This window comes from Actinomadura sp. WMMA1423 (genome assembly GCF_006547145.1).
In the GTDB taxonomy this organism is placed as follows: domain Bacteria; phylum Actinomycetota; class Actinomycetes; order Streptosporangiales; family Streptosporangiaceae; genus Spirillospora.
In genome coordinates this window covers 5,784,190-5,806,899 of the sequence record NZ_CP041244.1, presented here as the reverse complement: position 1 = coordinate 5,806,899, position 22,710 = coordinate 5,784,190, and the positions used below count along the sequence as shown (strand labels likewise).

Below are 22,710 nucleotides of genomic sequence, written 5' to 3'. Positions count from 1 at the left end.
GCGCGAACAGGCCGGGCGGCCGTCACGGGCGCGGCCCGCCCTCGCCGCCTCCGCCTCCGCCTCCCGAGCCCACGTCGTGCCAGACCGCCTTGGCGCCGCTGTGCCCGATCCGGGCCACCTGGACGCCCGTGGCGACCGCGGCGCCCACGGTGAGGACCGCTGCCACCAGCGTCACCGCCTTGGTCCAGCGGGGCGGCCGGTCGGTGTTCCGGCGGGCGTAGACGCCCACGGCGACGAGGAGCGCCAGGGCCACCCAGAGCCCGGCGACCAGGGGGAGCAGGGTGTCTCCCAATTCCGCGTGCTCTTCCACCAGGGACGAGCGGGGCACCTGTTCTTCGAGGTGCTCGCCGCTTTCGGTCGCCAGCGGGATCGTTATGACGGCGATCGTGGCCACGCCGAGGATCCAGGGCCCGAGCAGCCGCCGCACCTTGGGCCACAGAGCCGCGAGCAGGGCCGCCAGCACTGTCAGCGGAACCAGAAAGACCACGACATGGACGACGAGCGGATGAGCGGGCAGACCAAAGAGGGTCTCGGGCATGGCCGGCCTTTCGGAAGTCCGTTGATCAGCTCAAGGTAGCGGGAGGTCGAGCACCCCACTACCTTCGATGAGTGTTTCAGAGGGTTTTCATAGGGATCCTTCCTGACGCATCTCACGGCTCGGGTCATCACGAATGCCGGAGCATTTCTTTCCCTTGAAAGAGGAAAGGGAAGGTGTTTCGTCGTAGCCACGGAACGCGAATTCCCTTGACGACCCGGATGAGTGCCCGACGTCCCCTCGGAGTTCCGGTCCGACCGCGTCGACCTGCCATGCCCCTAGTTCAGATGTTCACAACATCCGGATGTTCGCTGTATCTTGACGACGTGGCGAAGAGAGCTCGATGGCCCGGCTGACCCGGGCGCAGCAGCAGGCTCGGACGCGTGCCGCCGTGCTGGCCGCGGCGGTGGAGGAGTTCACCGAGCACGGCTTCGCCGGCGCCAGGGTCGACCGCGTCGCCGACCGCGCCGAGCTGACCCGCGGCGCCGTGTACTCGAACTTCCCGAGCAAGCGGGCGCTGTACCTGGCGGTGCTGCTCGACTCCGTCGAGCGCACGGCCGCGTCCGGAGCACCTGCCGCGGGCACGGCCGGAGACCTCGACCTGGCGGAGGGGGCGGAGGCGTTCGCCCGCGCCTGGCTCGAACGGCTGCCCCTGACCGGCGACACGTCCGACGCCGGGAAGCTGCGGTCCCGGTCGCTGACCGGGGTGTTCGACGATGAGCCGGGCCGCACCGCCATGGCCGGGCTCGCGGGGCTGGACGGTCTGCTGGTGGCGCTCGCCCTGGAATCGTGCCGGGCGCCCGCCGCCTCCCGGCGGGTGCGGCTCGCCGAGGTGATCCTGACCCTGCTGCACGGAGCGGGCCATCTCGCCGAGACGGCGCCCGGCTTCGGGGATCCGTTCGAGGTGGTCCGCGCCTGCCGGCGGCTCGCCGAACTCGACACGGGCGACGCATGGGACCCGCCCCACCTGCCGTACGTCGCCGCGCCCCATTCGTGCCGCGACGCCTGGACGCCGCCCGACGAGGCGACGGACGCCATCACCGGCCGTCCCGTCCGCTTCGACGACGGCGGGGTCATCGTGGTCCTCGGGACGGGTCGCCTCGGTGCCGCCGAGGAGGCGGTCCGCGCCGCCCGTCCGGGAGAGCCCGTCATCGTGGCGCTGGTGACGGACGATCCCGCCGAGATCGGGGCGCTCGTCCGGCTGCGGGTCGCCGACCTCGTCCTGTGCCTGCGACGGGCGTTCGGGACGGCGATCGGTCTGCCGCTGCGTCTCGTTCACGACGACAGAGCCGCCCTTGCCGCCGCAGTCGGCGCCGGTACGTCCGAGAGCACCGAGGCCGCCGTGCGCGTCCGGGGCGGGAGGATCATCGCTCGGGCACTGGGCAGGGGCGCCGCGCACGCCGCCGCGACCGCCCCGACGTCCGTCGAGGGGTCTACCGGAACGGATGAAGCATGACGGGTTCCGATGATTCGACCGTGCTGCACGTCCTGCGCTGCATCGGACATGCCGACCTGCCCCGCGTGGCCGACGCGGCGGGCCTCGCAGAGGCGGACGTCGAGTCCCACCTGATCGATCTCGCCGTGGCCGGCCTGGTGACCCGGACGCCCGGAGAGTTCGGGGGCTGGGGCCTCACCGAGGCGGGCCGCGCCGAGGACGCCCGCCGGACGGCCCGCGAGCTCGACGCCGCCGGTGCCCGGGACGCGGTGGCCTCGGGGTACGAGAGGTTCATGGTGCTGAACCCGGAGCTGCTGGACCTCTGCTCCGCGTGGCAGATGCGTCCCGTGGAGGGCGCGGTGGCGCTGAACGACCACTCGGACCCGGCCTATGACTCCAGGGTCCTGGAGCGGTTCGCCGACCTGGACCGGCGCGCCGAGGTCGTCGGCAGGGACCTGTCCGCGGTGCTCCCCCGGTTCGGGCGGTACCGGGCGCGGCTCACCGCGGCGCTCGACCGGGCCCGGGCCGGCGCGCTGGAGCATCTGGCGGACAGCACCACCTCGTACCACGCGGTGTGGTTCCAGCTCCACGAGGACCTGCTCGCCACCCTCGGCATCCCGCGCCTGTGAGCAGCGCTCCGATGAGCTGGATCCATCCCCTCGCAACCGGGACCGGCCCATCCGCGGACGCCATCGGCGGCAAGGGGCACGGCCTCGTCGTGCTGCGGCGTCTCGGGCTGCCCGTGCCGGCGGGTTTCGCGATCGACACCCGCGCCTGCCGCGCCTTCCTGCGGGACGGCCGCTTTCCGGAGGGCCTCGACGCCGAACTGGCCGCCGCCGTCCGCGGGCTGGAGGCCGAGACCGGACGGCGCTTCGGCGGGGACGAGCGGCCGCTGGCGGTATCGGTCCGGTCCGGCGCCGCCGTGTCGATGCCCGGCATGATGAGCACCGTGCTCAACGTCGGCCTCACCGCCGGCGCGGCCGCCGCGCTGGCCGCCGAGACGGGCGCTCCGGCCTTCGCCGACGAGACGCGCCGGCGGTTCCTCGCAAGCTTCGCGGCCGCCGCCGGGACGGCCGCGCGACCCACCGGCGTGACCGTCCCCGACGACGCGATGGGTCAACTGCGGGCGGCGGTGAGGGCCGTCTTCTCGTCATGGAACAGCCCGCGCGCCGTCACCTACCGCGAAGTGCACGGGCTGCCGCACGAGCCCGGTACGGCCGTGATCGTGCAGGCGATGGTGTTCGGCAACCGCGACGGGCGCAGCGGTACCGGCGTCGCCTTCAGCCGCGACCCGGCGACCGGCGCCGGGACCCCGTTCGGTGACGTCCTGTTCGGCCGGCAGGGCGAGGACGTCGTATCCGGGCACTCCACCCCCGAGCCGCTGTCCGAGCTCGCCGACAGGGAGCCGGTGGTGTGGGAACGCCTGGTGGCGGCCTTGCACCTCATCGAGCGGCACTACCGCGACGCCTGCCATGCCGAGTTCACCTTCGAGACAGGGCACCTGTGGTTCCTGCAGGTGAGGCCCGGCGGCCTCACCGGCCGCGCCGCGGTCCGCGCCGCCGTCGACCTCGTCGACGAGGGGCTCATCGGCCGGCGCACGGCGCTGCGGCGGATCTCACCCCGGCACCTGCGCGACGCCCGCACGCAGCGGCTCCGCGCCGGGGACGGGAGCGACCTGCTCGCCCGCGGCCGGGGCGCGTGTCCGGGCGTCGCGGCCGGCCGCATCGCGGTCACCGCCGACCGGGCCGCGCGCATGGCGGCGGACGGGCCGGTGATCCTCGTGCGTCCCGCCACCTCGCCGCTCGACATGCACGGCCTGGCGGCCGCCGCCGGGGTGGTCACGAGCCGCGGCGGGCCCACCAGCCACGCGGCCGTCGTCGCGCGCGCCATGGGCAGGCCCGCGGTCGTGGGCGCCGGCCTCACCGTCGACGCCGCGGCGGGATGCGTGCGGGCCGGCGACCGTGTCGTCCCCGAGGGGACGCTGATCAGCGTCGACGGCACCGGCGGAGAGGTCGTGATCGGAAACCCGGGCCTCGCCGCCGCCGTGGTCGACGATCGTCTGCACCGTCTCCTCGACTGGGCCGACGAGGTCTCCGGCGACCGATCACCGCGCCCGGACGAGGAACGCCTCGCCGCGGCGCACGCCCGGCTGTGACGCACCGGAAAGCCGCCCTCCGCCGAACGTTCCCGGTCTCGTCCACCCGCTCGCGGCCTGGACGGACGTCGGCGCCCGCGGTCCTCAGATGTCCGCTTCCTCCCTCGCGTCGTAGGCGTCGCGGGCGCGTTCGATGGCGGGCATCTGCTCCGCGGCCCATGCCAGCAGCACGTCCACGGGACGGCGCAGGGTCTTGCCGAGCGGTGTGATCCGGTACCTGATCGCCACGGGGCGCGTGGAGAGGACCTCGCGTTCGATCACGCCGAGCGTCGCCGAGGAGGCCGGACTCCGCCTTCCCATGCCGCCGGCCTCGCTCATCGGCGTCGACCGCCTCTTCGAGGACGACGTGCTCGTCGAGGTCGAGGCCACCGCGATACTCGACTGATCCGCCCGCGGAGGCGCGGCGGGAGCATCCCGCGCCCGGCCGGGCAGAGCCCGCTTCGCCCGGCCGGGACGCCACTTCGTGCACACGCTTGCACCCGGGGGCGGGGGCTGGTCTACTGGCGCTGTCATGGCGACGGCCCACTCAAGTCAGCGTTCGCGCGGCCCGGAGCAGACCCGAAGGGCGATCACCGAGGCCCTCCTCGATCTTTTGCGCGAGGCCGGCCGGGTGCCGACCGCCGCCGACATCGCCACCCGGGCGGGGGTGTCCCGCCGCAGCGTCTTCGTCCACTTCTCCGATCTGGACGAGTTGTACGTGGAGGCCGGGCAGCGCCAGGCCGAACGCCTGCTCGCCACGGTCGAGCCGATCAGCCCCGACCTGCCGCTCCCCGAGCGCATCGACCGGTTCGCCGGCCAGCTCGTGCGGATCTACGAGACCATGACGCCGGTGCGGCGCGTCTCCATCGCGGCCTCCACCTCGGGGGTGGTGGCCGGGCTGATCAACGAGGGCGACGAGTGGATGCGGGGGATGCTCCGCGAGGTCTTCGCGGCGGAGTTCGCCGGACGCGACCCGCTGCTTCCCGACATCGTGGACGCCGCCGTCAGCTGGGGCGCCTGGTACCACCTGCGGCGGCTGAGCGTGGAGGACAGGCGCCGCTGCTTCCACGAACTGCTCACCACGCTGATTCCCGCCTGACCGTCATCATCCGGGCCCCGATGGACCATCGGGGCGTACCGGCACGCCCGCGTGCGCCGAGACTTCTCCCGGCGCGCACTGGCAACTTTGCACTCTGAGTGCAATAGTGTGGTCATGCTGATGCGGTATGCGGAACGGATGTGGCAAGGCGAGGTCGGCATGGAAGGGCTCATCAACGGTGAGGTCCCTTCCGGAGTGGCTTTTGAGATCGCCGATGGCGTCGCCGTGGTGCCCTCTTTCGCGAACGTCACCGTCTTTCGGACGGAGGAGGGCCTGGTGCTCTTCGACACCGGCGCTCCGAACACGGCCAAGAGCAATCACCGGGCCATTCGGGAGTGGTGCCCCGACCCCGTCCGATATGCCGTCTACTCGCACGGGCACATCGACCACGTCTTCGGGGTCGGCCCCTTCGACGAGGAGGCGGACCGCGGCGGTGCGGAGCGGCCGGTCGTCATCGCCCACGAGGCCGTCAAGGCCAGGTTCGAGCGCTACGTCCTGACGAAGGACTACAACCGGACGGTCAACGCGCGGCAGTTCGCGAATCCGAGGTTCCGCTGGCCGGAGAAGTTCCGGTACCCCGAGATCACCTACCGCGACGACCACCGGCTGCGCGTCGGCGAACTCACCTTCGAACTGCGGCACGCGCGCGGAGAGACCGACGACCACACCTGGGCGTACGTCCCGGAACGGGACATCATCCTCGCCGGCGACCTGTTCATCTGGAACTCCCCCAACTGCGGCAACCCCCAGAAGGTCCAGCGGTACCCGGCCGAGTGGGCGGCCGCGCTGCGGGCCATGGCCGAACTGGACGCGTCGCTGCTGATCCCGGGGCACGGCGCCCCCATCGCCGGCCGCGACCGCGTCCGCACGGCGCTGACCGACGTCGCGGAGTACCTGGAGACGCTGGTGTCCCAGACGCTGGCGCTCATGAACGGCGGTGCCCGCCTGGACGAGATCATCCATGCCGTGCACGTGCCGGAGCGGCTGGCCGCCAAGCCCTACCTGCGGGCCGCCTACGACGAGCCCGAGTTCATCGTCCGCAACATCTGGCGCCTCTACGGGGGCTGGTGGGACGGCGACCCGGCCGCGCTCAAGCCGCCGCGGGCGGACCGGCTCGCCACGGTGCTGGCGGAGCTCGCGGGCGGCCCGCACGACCTCGCCGACCGGGCCCGCCGGGCACTGGACGACGACGAACCGCGGGTGGCCGCGCGCCTCATCGAACTGGCGCGCCAGGCCGCGCCGGAGGACGAGGACGTCAGGGACGCCTACCGCCAGATCTTCACCGCGCTCGCCGAGTCGGCCACGTCCCTGATGACGCGCGGCATCTACCTCGCGGCGGCCAAGAGCTGAGCCCCTTGACGGGGAGGAGGCGCCGTCCCAGGCCACGGGGACGGCGCCTCCTCTCTATCGGGCCTACCGGCTCAGCCTCCGAGCCACCGGGTCACCGGATCGCGGGGCCGGACTACGGGATCAGGGCCTCGCTTTACCGGGTCACGGCGTCGGTCACGACCTTTGAGGCCTCGGCCGGGCCGAAGGTCGGCGGCTTGGGCCGCGGTTCGGTCTTGCCGAGGCGGACCACGACGGTCCTGGTCTCCGGGTCGATCTGGATGAGCTGGTTGCCGAGCCCCAGCGCCCAGAACAGCTGGGGCGGAGCACCCGGCACCAGCGGCCCCTTCGAGGCGCCCGGTTCCCGTGCTCCCCCGAGGTCGGTCGCCGCGACCGGGCCCCGGATTGTTCCGGGCCGGTTGAGCCACCAGAGGTATCCGTAGGCCGAGTTCAGCTTCGTCGACGGCCTGCCGGTGGCCGCCTCGACATACTTGGCGGACACGATCTGCCGCCCCTGCCATTTCCCGTTCTCGAGCATCATCTGGCCGAACCGGGCCATGTCCCGGCAGGTGGAGTTGATGCCCATGAAGGTCTGCGCGTTGCCGGCGCGATCGGTGCCCATGGTGGTGCGGCTCATGCCCAGCGGTTTGAAGAGGCGCTCCTCGGCGAAGCGGGAGACGTCCTTTCCGGTGGCCTTCTGCAGCACGCGCTGCAGCGTCTGGATCGCTGAGTTGTTGTACACCCAGACCTTGCCGGGCTCGTGCTGCTGTTTCAGGCCGATGGCGAACTTGGTGCGGTCCGGGGCCTTCAGGAGCCGCCGGTAGTCGGTCCGGAAGCTCCATTCCCGGCCGGAGACGTTGCTGAGGAGGTCGCGGACCGTCACCTCCTCCGCGGGGGTCCCCTTCCATTCGTCGATCCATTTCGACGCCTTGTCGTCCACGCTCAGGGCGCCGTCGTCCTGGGCGATCCCGACGAGGACGCTGGTGAACGACTTCGTGGCGGACCATACCGGCTGGGCCTTCTCCCGCCGCCCCTCGCGGAAGTACCACTCGCCGGCAAGCTTCCCGTCGCGCGCGACGGCGAGGCAGTCCGACTTCCCCTTCTCGGCGACCGCGGCGACGTTCTCCAGCTTCGCCGCGTCCAGGCCCAGGGACGCGGGCGCCGCCGTCTCCCACGGAGACGGCTCGGACCCGCCCGCCGACGGATCGACGGCCGTTCCCGCGTCCCCGCCGCCAAGCCCGGTCGAGCACGCGCCGGTGAGGAGGGCGGCGGTGAGGGCGGCCCCGAGGAGGCGGTTCGGTCGTCCGCCGCGGTCCGGCTTCTCCGGCAACTTGATCACCTCGTGCTCCCGGTGTGCGACGCGGCGCCTCGCGCGTCCAGCAGATCGGCGAGCCCGACCCGTTCCACGGTCGGCATGGCCGGGGCGTCCGCGAGCAGCCAGCGGAACAGGACCCACCCCTCGGAATGCCCGGCCGTGTCCAGCCAGTTCGGCAGGCCGGGGTCGGCCCCGGCCACGACGACGCGGACGCTCCCGTCCGCTCCGGCCGCCGCGGTGCGGGCGTTGAGGCCCGTCCGCCTGGTCCGGTGATCCAGCGACTGTCCCCATCGGTTCGCCAAGTGAACCCCCCAGTAACGGCATTCCGGAGGCCGCACGTCGATGACGAGCGCCTCCCCTTCGTCGAGCGAGTACCAGCAGACCACGTAGTCGTTGTCCGGCGTGCGGTAGGGACCGTGCTCGCCGGTCGCGACGAAGCGGTTCGGCGTCGCGCGCATCCTCTCCACCCGCTGGGCCGCCAGCGACGTCGCCGCCTTGGCGAACATCGCCGCCGTGCGCGCGGTGCGGGCGAAGCCCTGGTCGTCCAGCGGCGGATCGGGGGCCGGCTCGTCCAGCGGCTCGATCCGGTACCGCGCGGGCACCTCCGCCTCGCGGTCCAGGAAGTACTGCCGGGCGATCACGGCTCGCGAGCCGGCGTCGACGCGGAGCCAGTTCCCCGGCACCTCCTCGGGCGACAGGACCACCTCGAAGTCGCCGCCGGGCGAGACGTCGATGTCCCGGTCGGACAGGTTGACCAGGCGGGTCGTCCCGTCCCGGCCCATCGCGGAGTACACGCAGAACGCGAGGTAGGCGGAGGTCCCCCGGTTCCCCCGGATGCGGTAGCGGGGGGCGCCGCCGAGCACCGCGATGTCGTAGTCGGTGTCGGGATTGTCGAAGAAGAACTTCCGCACCGGCGTCACGCCCGGCAGGAACACCGGGTGCCGGGAGCGCCGCAGCGCCGCCCGCTCGAACTGGTCGGTCAGGACGTTGAGGAGGAAGCCGAACCCCTCCGCGACATCGATGGCCGGGGCGCCGTCCGCCTCTGCCGCCACCGTCTCGCCCGCTTCGGCGAGCGTGTCCAGGAGCTCCCGCCAGGCGGCGATGCTCTCGAGGGGACGGGAGCCGTCACTCGTGGGGGGTGGTTCGGTCACTGGTGCGCTCTCTTTCGTGCGGGCACCGATGCGGTGCGCGGCGTCATGCCTGCTTCTCGGATTCGGGTTCGGGGTCGCGCGCGGGCGGAGGGGCGGCGTCCGGGCGGCGGCGCCCGGCACGGGCCGTGAGGTAGACCGCCACCAGGAGCGCCGCGCCCAGACCCGCCGAGGCGAGCGGCAGGACGACCCGGAGCAGCAGGATCGTCCGGGCCGTCTGGCCGGCCCGGAGCGCCCGGTCCCGCCGGTCCGCGTCGGACAGCCTCAGATCGAGGTCGGCGACCACCAGGCGGTCGACCCCGTCCTTGGTGCGGAGCACCGTCCTGCTCTCCTGCCGCTGGTCGACGCGGGTCCCGGTGCGCGGGTCGACCCACGCCGTGACCGTCCCCTCGTAGACCTTGTCGACCTCGACGTCGCCGCGCTCGGCGTCGTAGCCGGGGAATCCTGAGCGGGGCTTGTCCAGGTCCAGCAGCGACAGCGGGACCCGGGTGGGAGAGCCGATCACCGTCGGTTCGGTGCGCTGGACGAACCGGTAGACCTTGAGTCCCTCGACCCGGTCGACGCCGGCGAAGACCATCGGCCGCCGCGAGAGGGTCTTGGTGTCGAAGACGTGGTAGGTCCGCTTCCGCACGCCGATCGGCCAGAAGGGCCCGATCCCCGACTGCCTGACGCGCGTGTCGCCGTTCACCGCGGCGCCGCGCCCGCCGCCCAGCCGCGCCGTCCGGCGGTCGAAGACCACGCGCTGCGACTGGATATCGATCTCGGCGCCGGTGTCGGCGTCCCCGATCCACGTGAAGGAGTCCCAGACGGCGGTCTTGCCGTCGCCCGCGCGGACGTCGCCGCGGATGGTGTTGACGGCCGTGATCCGCGCGCCGCGCCTGACGGTGCGGCTCCTGGCGTCCATGTACGTCGCGTCGGCGGCTTGCAGGGTCGTCGTCTGGTAGAGGTCCGCGGGCGCGACGAGGATCCGCGGCGCCACCTGGAGGCGCACGAGCGGCGCGAGGGTGAGCAGGAACGCGCCGGACGCGACGGCGGCCGGGCCGAGGACACGGGCCGGCCTCATCCCCGCCCCGTTCCCCGGGGCGCGGCCGGGCCCGTGGTCATGAGCTCGCATCTCGACATGGGACCGACTATTGCACTCCCAGTGCAAATACGCCACCATTCATCACGAGGACATCAAACCGAAACAACCACCCAGCCCGGACCGGCCCGACTCGAAGGCGGGGGCGCAGGGTGCCTGATCGCCATGCCCGCGGAGTATGGGAAAGGCAAATGATCAAGGACTACTTCGACATCCGCCGAACGGCGAACCCGGCGCCGAATCGGCGTGCCCCCCAACCGCCCGACAGCCGTGCACCATACGGGTGGAAACCACTGGCGGTCATCGCCACGGCCGGGTTCATCGACCGTTTCGAGCACCAATTGCTCCCGGGCGTGCTGCCTTTCATTCAGGACGAGTGGAACCTCAGCGACACCACGGCCGGACTGTTTCCGCTCGGCGGCGCGCTGGCCGCGGTCACGCTGACTCCGCTGGCGGGGTACCTGACCGACCGGCACCGCCGCACCCGCATCCTCACCGTCATCGTGCTGTGCTGGGCGGTCACCACCCTCGCCTCCAGCCTGGCGACCGGGTTCGGGATGTTCTTTGCGATCCGGTTGCTGCTGGCGAGTTCCGAGGGCTTCTACGGCCCTCTCTCCGGGAGCCTGCTAGCCGATTTCTACCCTCCGCAGAGCCGAGCGAAGGTCTATGGCTGGAGAGGGCTGACGCCCTATCTCGCCGGGATCGGCGTGGTGGTGGGCGGGGTGCTGGCACAACATTTTGGCTGGCGTGCCGCCTTCGTCATCGCCGCCATTCCGGGCTTGCTCGTCGCCGTGCTGTGCATGCGTTTGCAAGAGCCGGCGCGCGGCCTGCTCGACCGGCCGCCCGGGGCACCGCCCGGCCCGCCCGCGGCGAGCGGGGACGAGGACGACCGCGCTCCGGAGGACCGTCCGGAGGCCGCTCCGGAGGCCGCCCCGTCTGGGAAGAGCGGACACCCGGCCTTCCGCCGGCAGCTCCGGGAGGTGCTGGGGACTCCGACGATCGCCCTCCTGTCCGCGGCCCTGGCGACCCTGGCGTTCGGGCTCTCCGGGATCTCCTACTGGACGCCCAGCCTGGTCCACCGCGACCACGGCGTCGCCGAGGGCACCGCGGCGTCGGTGAGCGGGCTGGTCACGGTGGTCGGGGTCGTGGCGGGCGTGATCGCCGGGACCTGGCTCGGCCGCCGCTGGAACGACCGGCGCGGCGGCGGGCGGCTGCTGGCCGGCGGGACGGGGATCGTGGTCGGAGGCGTCTTCCTCGCCGCGGCGATCTCGATGCCCGCGGTCTGGGCGTTCGCGGTGCTGCTCCTGCTGTCGAAGGCGGCCATGGCGATGGCGATCCCCAACCTCACCGCGTCCATAGCCGACGTGCTGCACGCCACCTCCCGCGGTCTCGGCTTCGCCGTGCTGCACGTGTTCGGGGCGTTCGGCGTCGCCTTCGGGCCGCTCGTGGTCGGGGTGATCTCGGACGCGACCGGCTCCATGGTCGAGGCCATGTACGCGCTGACATTCCCGCTGCTGCTCGGAGGCCTTCTGACGATGGCGGCCCGCCTGACCTTCGAACGCGACCGGAGGTCCGCGCACGCGGCCTGACCCGCGCGGCCCGACCGCACTCCCGACTCCCCATCCATCCGAGCGCTCGCACGTGTCCGGTGTGCCGAGCCCATCTCGTCCTGCCTGGAGGCACCGGTCTCCAGGCGGGCCCACCCCCGAGGAGGAAGTCAGATGGAGAACCCGCTACGAGGAAAGCACCTGAAGACGGCGACGATCAGAGCGTCGATCGCCATCCTGACCACCGCGGTCGCCATGCTCGTCGGCCCGGCACCCGGCGCGCTCGCGGCGGCGGCCACGCCGCCCCCGCAGCCCGCGTCCGGCCCGGGCGGCGCGGGCTACCCCTGGTCGGGCTCCACCGTCCGCGGCGTCACCTTCACCGACCACACCAAGGACTACTGGGTCTTCCAGCCGTCCGGCTGGCAGGGCGGCGGAGCCGCGCCCTCGACCGCGCCGCTGGTCGCCTTCCTGCACGGATGGACCGCCGACGACCCCAAGTACTACCAGGACTGGATCGACCACCTCACCCGCAAGGGCAACGTGGTCGTCTTCCCGCGCTTCCAGACGAGCGCGCTGACCCCGCCGAAGGAGTTCGCGGCGAACGCCATCTACTCCATCAAGGACGCGCTGGCCGGGTACCCCGCCGACGCGGCCGTCAAGCCCGACACCTCCAGGGGCATGACGCTCGTCGCCCACTCCTACGGCGGGCCGACCGCCGCCAACATCGCCGCCCGCTGGTCGGCCGCGGCGCTCCCCCGCCCGAACGCGATCATGTTCGCCATGCCCTACGACCGCTCGATCGACGCGTCCCTGGCGGGCATCCCGTCCACGACCAAGATCGACTGCGTCGTCGCGGACGAGGACACGACGGTCGGCCGCACCGGCTGCGACGCGATCTGGGACCTGACCGGGCACGTGCCGACCTCCAACCGCAACTACCTGTGGATGTCCAGCGACGCGCACGGGTCCCCGGCGCTGACCGCCGACCACCGCGTGCCGAGCAGCAACAACAGCGCGTCCGTGCTCGACGCGCTCGACTGGAACGGCCTCTGGAAGCTGGGCGACGCCCTGCGCGACTGCGGGGTCTACGGCACCGACTGCGACTACGCGCTGGGCGGCACGGCGCGGCAGACCTCGCTCGGAACGTGGAGCGACGGGGTGCCGGTCAAGCCGCTGGCGGTCTTCACCTCCAAGCCCGCCTGCCCGGCCGGCAGCGGCGCCAAGGGCTGCTGACATGCGGGCCAAGCATGCCGGCGGGGCGGCTCTGGCGCTCCTGCTGCTCGCCTCGGTGGCCGCGTCGTCGCCGCCCGGTCCGCCTCGCCGCACGGACCGGCCCGACTCGGTCTACGGGGCGGGCTGGTCCACCGCCCACGCGGATGCGGGTAACACCGACTACTCGCCGGTGGCCGGCGCGCGGAACCTGACTTCCGCGTGGCAGCGCAGCTTCTCGGGCAGCATCTACCTGGGCGCGACGAACGACGCCTCCGGACGCGTCTACGTGACCACGAACGGCACGGGCTGCCACCTGCACGCGCTCGACATCGCGACCGGCAAGACGGTCTGGTGCTCTGGCGAGGTCGATCGGCAGGCCGTCTCGTCCTCCGCCCTTATCGACAAGGACGGGCATCTCTACCTGGCCGACGGCGAGGCGATGCGCTCCTTCGACGCCGCCGGGAAGGTCCGCTGGAAGACGCCCATCGTCGGGACGCCGCTATCCGCCCAATTCACCCCCGCGGGCAATCTCCTCTTCATCACCCACATCGGGCGCATCTATGTACTGGACCGCGATACCGGCGAGCCCGTCCTGCCGCCCGTGGAGCTCATCCCGGGCGCGACGCCCGGGACCGACGACCCGCGGGCGTGCATGCGGGGCACGGAAGAATGCCCGGCCTCGAACACGCCCGCGGTCGACCTCGCCACCGGACGCGTCTTCTTCACCTTCTGGGACAAGGGCGCTCCGGCCGCCGACATACGGGCGATGCAGCTGACCGAGGGAGACAGCCCGTCGATCCGGCCGCTGTGGAGGAACGAGTCGCTGCCCGGCGGGAGCGCGACGAGCCCGGACCTGTCCGCGGACGGATCGCGCCTCTACGTCGGCGACAACGAGGGCGGGATCCACGCCCTGGACGCCGCGACCGGCGAGACGATCTGGAGCCATGACACCGGCTACGCCGCCGGCGGCAGCTCGTCGCTGTCCCCCAGCGGGCTCATCATGCCGGCGGGCGGTGGGGACGGCGGCCTGATGGCGATCAGGGACATAGGCGACAGGGCCGAGCGGGTCTGGACGAAGGAGAGCCTCGTGAACCGCGGCATTCCCGTCCAGGCCGCGGGAGGGGTCGCCTACGCGGCGGTGTCGGCGACGCTCGGCAACGATCTCGTCGTGGTCGACACCGCCACCGGGGCCGAACTCGACCGGGAGCGGCTGCCGGGGGCGACCCTCTTCTCCGTCGGCACGACCGTCGCCCCCGACGGGACCGTCCTCGTACCGACCATCACGGGAGAGCTGTTCGCGTTCCGCCCCGGCTGACGGGTGGTTCACCGGACGGAAGTGCCACCGTTCTCAGGCCCGCCGCGCCCTGCGGTGGGGCGGGCCTGAGCAGGGGCGCCGCTACGCCTGCTCCTGGGGCGGGGGCTGGGCGGCGCGCTCCTGCCGCAGCCGGGCGTTGATGCGCTGGGCTTCGGCGAGCTGGTCTTCAAGGATGATGATGCGGCAGGCCGCCTCCAGCGCGGTGCCCTCGTCGACCAGGTCGCGGGCGCGCTGCGCCAGCCGCAGCTGGTAGCGGGAGTAGCGGCGGTGCCCGCCCGACGAGCGCTGCGGGACGATCAGCCGGGCGGTGTCGAGGCTGCGCAGGAACGCCGGGGTGACGCCCAGCATCTCGGCGGCGCGGCCCATGCTGTAGGCGGGGTAGTCCTCGTCGTCGAACTTCTCTTCGAGCCCGTCGGGCTCTAACGGAGTGGCCGCCCGCGGGCCGTGCGGGTCTGGCTGGCCCTCGGTCTGGGCCGGATTGGGTGCCTTCACAGAACCTTCCGTACTGCTCTGGGATCGGAAGGCGGTGACGCGACAGGGGCCCCGGCGCCAGACTGCGGCGCCGGGGCCCAGAGGTACAACACCATCTACCGGCACCGAAGAGCCGGTCTTCCGCGTCGACCGCCCATGTCGCGGCGGAGGCGCGGGGATCGCGAATGCGTGACCGTAGACCACCGTCCAATCTGTGGAACTGCGGTACCCGCGCGGCGTGACTGGAGCCTGCTGCGGGCGATCCTGATGGCGCCGAAACCTCCCTTCCTCGACATCACTACCTGTACTGCGTGTACCACTCGTACTGCGTGTACTGCGTTCTTGCGGTGTTCTTCTGCTTGCGGCGGCCTGCCGGCCACCTGCCCGACCGGCTGCCGAGGCCCCTTCCACTGCGTTGGCCCCGACACGTCCGGCCGGCGTCATCCATTCCTTCCGGCAGTTCGTCCTCTGCCGCTTCTCATGGACCCGTCTCTCTTCGATGACAGGAACACTACCCCACCTCGCTTCGAAAATCTACATCGCTCACTACAGAGTTTCGTAGATCACCACGTTTCGTTCTCTCCACCCGGCGAGAGCGCCCCGCCCTTCTCCCCGGTCGCGGCCGGATGCGACACGGCGAACGCGTACCGCACCGCCCGTGCCGGTTCGGCGGCCGCCGGACGCGGCCCGCGGTGCGTGCGGCCGCCCGTGCTCCGCGCGCGTGACGGTCGGAAGGCGTAGACTCCGGGTGAACTAGAGGTTTCTCGATGCGGGCGGCCAAGCCGGCGTCCCGCTGGTTTCCAGCTACTCGGTCTCCTTCGAGGCCAGACAGGCCGGCGCGCATGACGCCGCTCCACCGTCCACCCCGAAGCCGGACGTCCGCTCCCGCCGCCCACCCGGGCCGGGACGCGGCGAAAGCGGCCCTGTGAGAGCCCCGCGCCACGCACCTCCTGATCGGAGCCCCAGCATGCAGACCGCAGGCACCGCCCCCTCCGAGGACGGGCTGCGCCGCGAACGGTTCGCGGAGCACACCGTCATCACCATCACCGGCGATCTGGACATCTCCTCCGCGCCGTCCCTGCGCGAGCGCCTGGACGTCGCGCTGCGCGACGCCGGGCCCCACGTCGTCATCGACCTTTCGGGCGTGACGTTCTGCGACGCGTCCGGGCTGGCCCTGCTCACCGGGGCCCGCCGCCGCGCGGAGCGGGAGGGCGCCTCGATCGTCCTCGCCGCCCCGCGCCCGCACATGATCCGGCTCCTGCGCGTCAGCGGGCTGTCGCGGATGTTCGCCGTCCGCCCCTCCGTCGACGCGGCGCGCGCCTCCGGCGCCGGCGTCCGACCGGCCGCGGCCTGACCGGGCCGGGCGGAGAGCGAGGACGGGATGACGACATGACGGACGACGACCCGAACGGGTGGGGCGCCGCCGGGGCCGCGCCGAGCGAGGCCGACCGGCGGCGGCTGGCCGCCACGTTCGAGCTGATGAGCGCGGTGGTCCTGGACGGGACCGGTCCGTCGGACATGCTGGCCCTCGTGACGGCGCGCGCCCGCGAACTGGCGCGCGTCCCGCTGGCGTTCATCGCCCTGCCGGGCGAGGACGGCAACACGCTGCGGATCGAGGTGGCGGACGGCCTGGACGCCGACCGGATCCAGGGGATGACGGTGCGGCGGGGCCGGTCGATGCTCGGGCGCGCGTTCACCTCGCGCCGGGCCGTGTCCGCGCGGATCGCCGCCGACCAGACGCTCACCGGCCTCCCGGCCGGGCCCATCCTGATCCTGCCGCTGGAGACGGGCGAGGCCACCCGTGGTGTGCTCGCCGTCCTCGGACGGGTCGGGGCGGAGCCCTTCGGCCCGGCGACCGCGCGCCAGATGCTGCTGTTCTCCGACATGGCGGCCCGGCTGATCGAGGTGGCCGGGGCATCCCGTCCGGCCGCCGCGCCGAGGCCCGCGGGGGACGCACCCGTCGTCCCCTCCGCGCGGCCGACCTCTTCCGCCTGAGGGCGGCGCGGAGACGGCGCCACTCCCCCTGCCGGGAACCGGGCTCCCGCACGGAAAACCGGCCCTGCGGACTATCCGGGGCCGGGCCGCGACGATCGCCGATTCCCCGGATTCGCTTGCGCCGCGCCGGGTCCGCGGCGGTTTCTCAGAGCCTGAAAAGCTTGGTGAACGGTGAGAGAATCTTCACTTTCTGCGTGCCGAAGTCGACCAGGACGGCATTGCCCGGCTCGACTTCCAGGACGCGGCCGAGCCCGTACTTGTCGTGGGTGACCTGGTCGTCGAGGGTGAACTCCTTGGCCGGTGGAGCGGCGGCCGGGGGCTGGAAGGGGCTGGTGGGCAGGTGTCGCCTTCGGGCGGGACCGGTGCGTTTCATCACCTCATTATGCGCGTACCGGGCGGTTAACTGAAGGTTTCTCGGAGGTCCGCCAGGTAAATCCTCGTGAGGGCCGCCCCCGCAGGGGTTCAGGACCGACGCGCCGCTCCCTGTGGTAGCGTGGTTGGCAGTTGCGGTTCCCATAGACATGTGCGTGCGCCTGTTGGATCTGACCTCAGGCGCACTTTTGTTTTTTCTGGATCTTCCGGATGGGCCATCGCGGCATCCGTCCGCGCACGGTGTGCGGGCGGGAACCGACCCCCTGAGGGAGACATCATGGCCACCGGCACCGTCAAGTGGTTCAACGCGGAAAAGGGCTTCGGCTTCATCGAGCAGGACGGCGGCGGCGCCGACGTCTTCGCCCACTACTCCAACATCGCGGCCCAGGGCTTCCGTGAGCTCCAGGAGGGCCAGAAGGTGTCGTTCGACGTCACCCAGGGCCAGAAGGGCCTGCAGGCGGAGAACATCGTCCCCGCCTGATCGACGCGTGGGCGGTGCGCGGTCCTAACCGGCCGCGCACCGCGATGCAACCCCCGGGGCGCTCGACCCGCGCCCCGTCCCCTGCGGCTCCGCGGACGTTCCTCCGCCGGGCCGCGTTCCGGTTCGTTCTTGAGAATCCTCCGCCCGGCCTCCCGCCGGGTCCGCGGTCCCGCATGACGGAGCACTTCCTCGACACGCAACCGTCCTGAAGGAAGGCTTCACCTTGCCCCGCGCCCCTCGAGGCTCCCGGCCTCGCCCTGCACGCCGTCCCGCGACCCGACGGCCCGCCGCCGCGCCCGCCGCAGGGCCCGCCGTCGCCGCCCCGGCCACCCCTCCGGCCGCTCCGGTGGACTCGTTCGCCGATCTGCCGCTGCCGGCGCCGATCCAGAAGACGCTGGTCGGCCAGGGCGTGACCGCCCCGTTCCCCATCCAGGCCGCCGCCCTCCCGAACGCCCTCGCGGGCCGGGACGTCCTCGGCCGCGGACGCACCGGGTCGGGCAAGACGCTCACGTTCGGCCTGGCGCTGCTCACCCGCACCGCCGGGCACCGCGCCCGGCCCCGCCGTCCCCTCGCCCTGGTCCTGGTCCCCACGCGGGAACTCGCCCAGCAGGTCACCGGCGCGCTCGAACCGTACGCCGACGCCGTCGGCCTGCGGATGACCACCGTGGTCGGCGGCCTCGGGATCGTGCGCCAGGCGAACGCGCTCGCCCGGGGCGCCGAGGTCCTGATCGCCACCCCCGGCCGGCTCGCCGACCTGATCGAGCGCGGCGACTGCGCGCTCGGCGACGTGCGGACCACGGTGCTGGACGAGGCCGACCAGATGACCGACCTCGGCTTCCTGCCCCAGGTCACCCGGCTCATGGAGCAGACCCCGCCGGACGGGCAGCGGATGCTGTTCTCCGCCACGCTCGACGGCGGCGTCGACCGGCTCGTCCGCCGGTTCCTCAGCGACCCGGTCACCCACTCGGTCGACCCGCCGGCCGGGGCGGTCACCGCCATGGAGCACCACCTGCTGCACGTCGCCGACACCGACAAGCACGAGACGACCGTGCACATCGCGTCCCGCGAGAACCGCGTCATCATGTTCGTCGGGAAGAAGCACGCCGCGGACCGCCTCGTCCGCAAGCTCACCGCGCGGGGGATCAGCGCCGCCGCGATGCACGGCGGCAAGTCGCAGTCGCAGCGCAACCGCGCGCTGGACGGCTTCCACCGGCAGGACGTCACCGTCCTGGTCGCCACCAACGTCGCCGCCCGCGGCATCCACATCGACGAACTCGACCTCGTCGTCAACGTGGACCCGCCCGCCGACCACAAGGACTACCTCCACCGCGGCGGCCGCACCGCCCGGGCCGGAGCGTCCGGGACCGTGGTGACCCTCGTCACCCCGGAGCAGCGCCGCGAGATGGACGACATGATGGCCAAGGCCGGGATCACCCCCCGCACCACCCGCGTGCGCCCCGGCGACGCCGACCTGGCGCGCATCACCGGCGCCCGCCCCCCGGCCCGCGACGCCGCACCCCCGAACACCCCCGCGCCCCGCAAGCAGCGTCCCGCCGCCTCCGGCACCCAGCGCGGGCGCGACCACGCCCCCGCCGGCTCCCGCCGCCCGCGCCGCCGCCCGTCCTCCCTCAACACCTGACCGGCCCCCGCTCGCCCCGTCCGCGGCCGGCGGGCGCCGTCCGCCTACCGCTCCCGGACGGCGTAGGTCAGGTGCGTCACCCTCGGGGAGTGCTCCACGCGGACCTGCTCCAGGGCTACGCGGCCCGCGTCCACCCCCTCGAACAGGCGGATTCCGGAGCCGAACAGCACCGGCGACAGCGCGATCGAGAACTCGTCGACCAGGCCCGCGTTCACGTACTGCAGGATCGTCGCGCCGCCGCCCGCGATGCGGACGTCGCGATCGCCGGCGGCCTCGCGGGCCCGGTCGAGCGCGGACTCGATGCCGTCGTTGACGAAGTGGAACGTGGTCCCGCCCGGCCGCTCCCAGGGGTCGCGCTTCTCGTGCGTCACGACGAAGACCGGCGTGTGGTACGGCGCCTCCTCCGGCCACATCCGCTCGCCGGCGTCGAACATGCGCTTGCCCATCACGCTCGCGCCGGTGCGCTCGTGCGTCGCCCGCGCGATGTCGTTGTCGCGCCCTTCCTCACCGCCCCCGCCCATCTTCAGGAGCTCCCGGGTGAACCGCAGCGGGAAAAGCCACGCCTGCAGTTCCACCCACTGCCGCCCCATCAGCTCCCCGAGGGACTCGGGCGCGATGAACCCGTCCAGCGACATCGACACGCTGAAGAACACTTTTCCGGCCATCAGTCCTCATTCTCCTTCCGAATGGTTTCGGTGACGTAGGCAGCCAGGTTGCTCAGGGTCTGCCGGCCACCCTCGATAACGTGGTACTTCTCGACCGCCTCGTCGCGCAGCTCCCTGGTGGGGAAGAGCGTGCGCATCTCGATCCGGGTCGCCGCGCCGTCGAGCGCGAACGTGATGACCGACTCGAAGGCGTTCGGATCGTCGCGGGCCTCACCGTGCAGCAGCGCGATCTCCTCCGGCGGGACGATCCCGGTCCAGGTGATCCACTCCTGGTAGTCCGTCCCGTCCGGCCCGTGCAGCACGAAGTCCCACTCCCCTCCGATGCGGAACTCGAAGGACCGCGTGGTGGTGGTGAACCCCTCCGGCCCCCACCACCGCGACAGGTGCCGCACCTCGGTGAACGCCTCGAACACCAGCTCCCGAGGGGCGTCGATGACCCGGGAGACCACGATCTCCCGGTCCGCTGTCGCCGACCGCGCCGGCGCTCCTCGTTCCTTCGCTGCCATAGGTCATTCCTCCTGCCGTGTCTGTTTGAGGTCCTGCACGTACGCGTCCAGGCGGTCGAAGCTCTCGTTCCAGAACCGCTCGAAACCGCCGGTCCACTCGTGGACCGGTCGCAGCCCGCGGGCGTCGAGGCCGTACAGGCGCTGCTTGCCCGCCCTGCGGTCCCGCACCAGCCCGACCTCCCGGAGCACCCGCAGGTGCTTGGACGCCCCCGGCTGGGTCATCCCCAGCTCCCGGGCCAACTCGGCCACCGGCCGCTCACCCGCCCGCAGCAGCACCAGGATCTCCCGGCGCCGCGGCTCGGCGATCGCGTTGAAGACGTCCGACGTCGTCGCTGCTCGTGCCATGACCGCGATCATATTCCCATATGGGTATGCGTCAAGTGGAGGTGCGCCCTGGCCACACCCTGGCGGTCCCCGAGCACCCGGAGGGAGACGTGACTACCGGCTCGGGAGCCGGCCGGTTCGCCCGTGCGGGGGAGGACGCGGGAGGAGCGACCCGCGATCTTGGGGGGACGTCCGGATCAAGCCCCTGAGGAGCCTGCCGTGGCCACAACGACATTCCGCACGACGACGGCCCTGTGCGCGGTCGCCCTGACCGCCTGCCTGGGCGTTACCGCTTCACCGGCTACGGCCACGACCCGGGAGTCGAGCGTGACCGGGGCGGGGCGTGTCTTCTACGCTCCGGCGCCAGACGATGACGTCCGCTTCACCTTCGACGCGCACGCGGTCTCGCCTGCCGACGGCCCGGCCCCGCGACCGGCAGACGCCCGCGGCACGGTCCGCGTCCACCACCGGGTCGCCGCCCAAGGCCTCGCCGTCTGGGCCGAAGGCGAGGTGAACTGCGTGATGACCAGCGGCCGGGCCGCGACGCTGACCGCCGTCATCACCAGGACCTCGCCCGAACTCGGCAGCTGGATGGGCAAGCACCTCGGCTTCACCGTCTTCGACGGCGGAGACGGCTCCGGGCGCAACCTCGACCAGATGGGCTCTACGGGCCCGATGGACAGCCTCGCCAAGTGCATGGCCGGAGAGAACTCCTACGCCCCCGTCCTGGCGCCCGCCCCGTTCTTCACGCTGCAAAGCGGAAACTACCGCGTCAAGGCCGCCTGAAAGCCCTCATCCAGCGCCGCCCACGGCCCCGGCCCCAGGCGCAGGCGGGGTATCAGGAACGGCGCCAGACCGTGCCGATCTGGGTGCCCGCCCACATCGCGGTGGTGTGCGGGACGCGGGTCATCGAGTACGCGATCACGCTGACGGGCGGGGTGGCGCGGGTCCAGGACGCGCCGTCGAAGTGCAGCAGGTGGGCGGGGTCGCGCGGGCTGGACAGCCAGACACCGCCCCGCCCGTCGGCGGCGATGGAACCGAGGAACCCGACCGCGGAAAGCGGCCCCGCCTCGCCTACCGGGTCGGACGGCCCGGGGATCGCGTGCACGGTGAACGCGGAGCCGTCCCAGTGGTGCAGCGTCGGCGGCGGGAACAGCGGGTTCTGTTCGAGAGCGTAGAACCAGACGTCGTCGGGGGCGGCGTACTCGATCTGCAGGATCCAGTGGGCCCACTGCGATCCCCACGGAACGCGCGTCCAATCCGTGCCGTCGAAGTGCCACAGCGGGGTCGTCACGGTCTGCGAATTCCCTATCCCACCGGCCCAGACGTCCGAGGCGCTTCCGGCGGCGACGGCGTTGAGCCCAGAGGACTCGGGCAGGGTGAGCGTGTTCGTCCACTGCCCGTGCCGCCGGACCGACACCGTCGCGCCGTCACCGCTGAACCCGGTCGCCCACAGCCCGCCGGTCCGGTCCAGGGCGATGGCCTGGAGTCGCTCGCCCGCGGGGCTTGCCACCGCCGTCCAGCGGCGTCCGTTCCAGTGCAGCAGGTCGGTGCGCTCCTGGGCGTTCCGGCCCGCGGCGACGGCCCAGGCGTTCGCGGCGTGCCGGGCACGGACGTCGTTGACGACGGCGAGCCCCTCCGGCAGGACGGCCCGCGTCCAGCCTCGCGGGGTCCCGTGCAGCATGACGGCGCGCGCGTCCGGCTGGAAGGCGTTCTCGGTGCCGCCGGCGAAGACGTGCCGCCGGTCCGGTGCGGCGATGCCGAACAACTGGCTCCGCCCGGCCGGCGGCGGGACGGGCACGTCGACCCACTCCCCCGGCGGCGGGGCGGCGGCGCGCGCCGAACCGGCGAATGTCCCGGTCACGGCGGCCCCCACCAGCGCAGCGCCGCCCAAGGCGAACGCCCGGCGCGACAGCAGGGGGTCCGGCGGGAATCGATCCACGGTGCCTCCTATAAAGACCGAACATCCATGCCAGTATTTAGTGGCAAGGTATGGGGATCCACTCCCTGACCTCTTACGGCCAGCAGATCAGCAGGGGACCCTGACGCTGCCCGTCATCGTTGCCGGACCTCGCCTGGGGCGCGTCGGCTGGACGGGTAAGCGCCTCGG

Annotated in this window: 24 protein-coding genes and 1 pseudogene; 14 read left to right on the top strand and 11 right to left on the bottom strand. The window is 72.5% G+C overall.

What is annotated here, in order from left to right:
• Positions 1-22: 22 nt before the first annotated feature.
• Positions 23-538 carry a DUF2231 domain-containing protein gene (locus FKD65_RS26935; RefSeq protein WP_141580117.1) on the bottom strand — a complete coding sequence of 172 codons (516 nt, stop codon included), beginning with the start codon at positions 536-538 and terminating at the stop codon, positions 23-25.
• Between the two features lie 340 nt (positions 539-878).
• Here FKD65_RS26935 and FKD65_RS26930 point away from each other — a divergent pair, with 340 nt between their 5' ends.
• Genes FKD65_RS26930 through FKD65_RS26920 form a run of 3 tightly spaced genes read left to right on the top strand, consistent with a single transcriptional unit; the run spans position 879 to position 4,125 of the window.
• Entirely contained in the window at positions 879-1,991 is a 1,113-nt protein-coding gene (locus tag FKD65_RS26930; RefSeq protein ID WP_141580116.1) for a TetR/AcrR family transcriptional regulator, read from the top strand.
• Complete coding sequence (locus FKD65_RS26925) at positions 1,988-2,599, top strand: transcriptional regulator (RefSeq protein ID WP_141580115.1); 612 nt, start codon at positions 1,988-1,990, stop codon at positions 2,597-2,599. The genes FKD65_RS26930 and FKD65_RS26925 overlap by 4 nt, the downstream gene beginning before the upstream one ends.
• Before the next feature lie 11 nt (positions 2,600-2,610).
• Entirely contained in the window at positions 2,611-4,125 is a 1,515-nt protein-coding gene (locus tag FKD65_RS26920; protein ID WP_141580114.1) for a pyruvate, phosphate dikinase, read from the top strand.
• Positions 4,126-4,209: 84 nt separating this feature from the next.
• On the opposite strand, the gene FKD65_RS26915 is transcribed toward FKD65_RS26920, so the two are convergent.
• Entirely contained in the window at positions 4,210-4,353 is a 144-nt protein-coding gene (locus FKD65_RS26915) for a hypothetical protein (RefSeq protein ID WP_240809624.1), read from the bottom strand.
• A 37-nt stretch (positions 4,354-4,390) separates the two neighbouring features.
• Between FKD65_RS26915 and FKD65_RS26910 the strand changes: the two are divergent.
• From FKD65_RS26910 to FKD65_RS26900, 3 genes and pseudogenes are all read left to right on the top strand, one after another.
• A pseudogene (locus FKD65_RS26910) lies at positions 4,391-4,510 on the top strand (RidA family protein); the annotation flags it as partial.
• A 126-nt stretch (positions 4,511-4,636) separates the two neighbouring features.
• Complete coding sequence (locus FKD65_RS26905; RefSeq protein WP_141580113.1) at positions 4,637-5,203, top strand: TetR/AcrR family transcriptional regulator; 567 nt, start codon at positions 4,637-4,639, stop codon at positions 5,201-5,203.
• A gap of 114 nt (positions 5,204-5,317) precedes the next feature.
• Positions 5,318-6,553 carry an alkyl sulfatase dimerization domain-containing protein gene (locus tag FKD65_RS26900; protein ID WP_141580112.1) on the top strand — a complete coding sequence of 412 codons (1,236 nt, stop codon included), beginning with the start codon at positions 5,318-5,320 and terminating at the stop codon, positions 6,551-6,553.
• Positions 6,554-6,686: 133 nt separating this feature from the next.
• Here the strand turns inward: FKD65_RS26900 and FKD65_RS26895 are convergent, their stop codons facing one another.
• Genes FKD65_RS26895 through FKD65_RS26885 form a run of 3 tightly spaced genes read right to left on the bottom strand, consistent with a single transcriptional unit; the run spans position 6,687 to position 10,055 of the window.
• Positions 6,687-7,868: a serine hydrolase gene (locus FKD65_RS26895; protein ID WP_205718264.1), complete on the bottom strand. Its 1,182-nt coding sequence runs from the start codon at positions 7,866-7,868 to the stop codon at positions 6,687-6,689.
• Entirely contained in the window at positions 7,865-8,995 is a 1,131-nt protein-coding gene (locus FKD65_RS26890; RefSeq protein WP_168221206.1) for a DUF1254 domain-containing protein, read from the bottom strand. The genes FKD65_RS26895 and FKD65_RS26890 overlap by 4 nt, the downstream gene beginning before the upstream one ends.
• 43 nt (positions 8,996-9,038) lie before the next feature.
• On the bottom strand, positions 9,039-10,055 hold the full coding sequence (locus FKD65_RS26885) for a DUF3068 domain-containing protein (protein WP_168221205.1): 1,017 nt from the start codon (positions 10,053-10,055) through the stop codon (positions 9,039-9,041).
• A gap of 209 nt (positions 10,056-10,264) precedes the next feature.
• Between FKD65_RS26885 and FKD65_RS26880 the strand changes: the two genes are divergently transcribed.
• From FKD65_RS26880 to FKD65_RS26870, 3 genes are all read left to right on the top strand, one after another.
• Positions 10,265-11,662, top strand: a complete 1,398-nt coding sequence (locus tag FKD65_RS26880) for an MFS transporter (protein WP_141580109.1) — start codon at positions 10,265-10,267, stop codon at positions 11,660-11,662.
• Positions 11,663-11,794: 132 nt separating this feature from the next.
• The gene (locus FKD65_RS26875; protein WP_141580108.1) at positions 11,795-12,853 is read left to right on the top strand and encodes a hypothetical protein; all 1,059 of its coding nucleotides are present in this window, start codon (positions 11,795-11,797) and stop codon (positions 12,851-12,853) included.
• A 1-nt stretch (position 12,854) separates the two neighbouring features.
• The gene (locus FKD65_RS26870) at positions 12,855-14,147 is read left to right on the top strand and encodes a PQQ-binding-like beta-propeller repeat protein (RefSeq protein WP_141580107.1); all 1,293 of its coding nucleotides are present in this window, start codon (positions 12,855-12,857) and stop codon (positions 14,145-14,147) included.
• An 81-nt stretch (positions 14,148-14,228) separates the two neighbouring features.
• On the opposite strand, the gene FKD65_RS26865 is transcribed toward FKD65_RS26870, so the two are convergent.
• Positions 14,229-14,513 carry a MerR family transcriptional regulator gene (locus FKD65_RS26865; protein ID WP_205718908.1) on the bottom strand — a complete coding sequence of 95 codons (285 nt, stop codon included), beginning with the start codon at positions 14,511-14,513 and terminating at the stop codon, positions 14,229-14,231.
• 1,072 nt (positions 14,514-15,585) lie between these two features.
• On the opposite strand from FKD65_RS26865, the gene FKD65_RS26860 reads away from it, so the two are divergent.
• Both FKD65_RS26860 and FKD65_RS26855 read left to right on the top strand, forming a co-directional pair.
• Complete coding sequence (locus FKD65_RS26860) at positions 15,586-15,972, top strand: STAS domain-containing protein (RefSeq protein ID WP_141580105.1); 387 nt, start codon at positions 15,586-15,588, stop codon at positions 15,970-15,972.
• Positions 15,973-16,007: 35 nt separating this feature from the next.
• A complete protein-coding gene (locus FKD65_RS26855) occupies positions 16,008-16,613 on the top strand; it encodes a GAF domain-containing protein (RefSeq protein ID WP_141580104.1) in 606 nt (201 codons plus the stop codon).
• Between the two features lie 145 nt (positions 16,614-16,758).
• Here the strand turns inward: FKD65_RS26855 and FKD65_RS26850 are convergent, their stop codons facing one another.
• The gene (locus tag FKD65_RS26850) at positions 16,759-16,986 is read right to left on the bottom strand and encodes a hypothetical protein (RefSeq protein ID WP_141580103.1); all 228 of its coding nucleotides are present in this window, start codon (positions 16,984-16,986) and stop codon (positions 16,759-16,761) included.
• A gap of 276 nt (positions 16,987-17,262) precedes the next feature.
• Here FKD65_RS26850 and FKD65_RS26845 point away from each other — a divergent pair, with 276 nt between their 5' ends.
• Together FKD65_RS26845 and FKD65_RS26840 are read left to right on the top strand one after the other, a co-directional pair.
• Positions 17,263-17,466, top strand: a complete 204-nt coding sequence (locus FKD65_RS26845) for a cold-shock protein (protein ID WP_067460243.1) — start codon at positions 17,263-17,265, stop codon at positions 17,464-17,466.
• 364 nt (positions 17,467-17,830) lie between these two features.
• Positions 17,831-19,105: a DEAD/DEAH box helicase gene (locus tag FKD65_RS26840; protein WP_240810360.1), complete on the top strand. Its 1,275-nt coding sequence runs from the start codon at positions 17,831-17,833 to the stop codon at positions 19,103-19,105.
• Positions 19,106-19,149: 44 nt separating this feature from the next.
• Here the strand turns inward: FKD65_RS26840 and FKD65_RS26835 are convergent, their stop codons facing one another.
• The 3 genes from FKD65_RS26835 to FKD65_RS26825 are packed head-to-tail and all read right to left on the bottom strand — an operon-like array spanning position 19,150 to position 20,621.
• On the bottom strand, positions 19,150-19,770 hold the full coding sequence (locus tag FKD65_RS26835) for a dihydrofolate reductase family protein (RefSeq protein ID WP_141580101.1): 621 nt from the start codon (positions 19,768-19,770) through the stop codon (positions 19,150-19,152).
• On the bottom strand, positions 19,770-20,276 hold the full coding sequence (locus tag FKD65_RS26830) for an SRPBCC family protein (protein ID WP_141580100.1): 507 nt from the start codon (positions 20,274-20,276) through the stop codon (positions 19,770-19,772). Before FKD65_RS26830 ends, FKD65_RS26835 begins: the two co-directional genes overlap by 1 nt.
• A gap of 3 nt (positions 20,277-20,279) precedes the next feature.
• Positions 20,280-20,621, bottom strand: coding sequence for a metalloregulator ArsR/SmtB family transcription factor (locus FKD65_RS26825; protein WP_141580099.1), 342 nt, complete (start codon positions 20,619-20,621; stop codon positions 20,280-20,282).
• 198 nt (positions 20,622-20,819) lie between these two features.
• Between FKD65_RS26825 and FKD65_RS26820 the strand changes: the two genes are divergently transcribed.
• Positions 20,820-21,386, top strand: a complete 567-nt coding sequence (locus FKD65_RS26820) for a hypothetical protein (RefSeq protein WP_141580098.1) — start codon at positions 20,820-20,822, stop codon at positions 21,384-21,386.
• Positions 21,387-21,438: 52 nt separating this feature from the next.
• Here the strand turns inward: FKD65_RS26820 and FKD65_RS26815 are convergent, their stop codons facing one another.
• Positions 21,439-22,542 carry a hypothetical protein gene (locus FKD65_RS26815; RefSeq protein ID WP_141580097.1) on the bottom strand — a complete coding sequence of 368 codons (1,104 nt, stop codon included), beginning with the start codon at positions 22,540-22,542 and terminating at the stop codon, positions 21,439-21,441.
• Positions 22,543-22,710 lie beyond the last annotated feature (168 nt).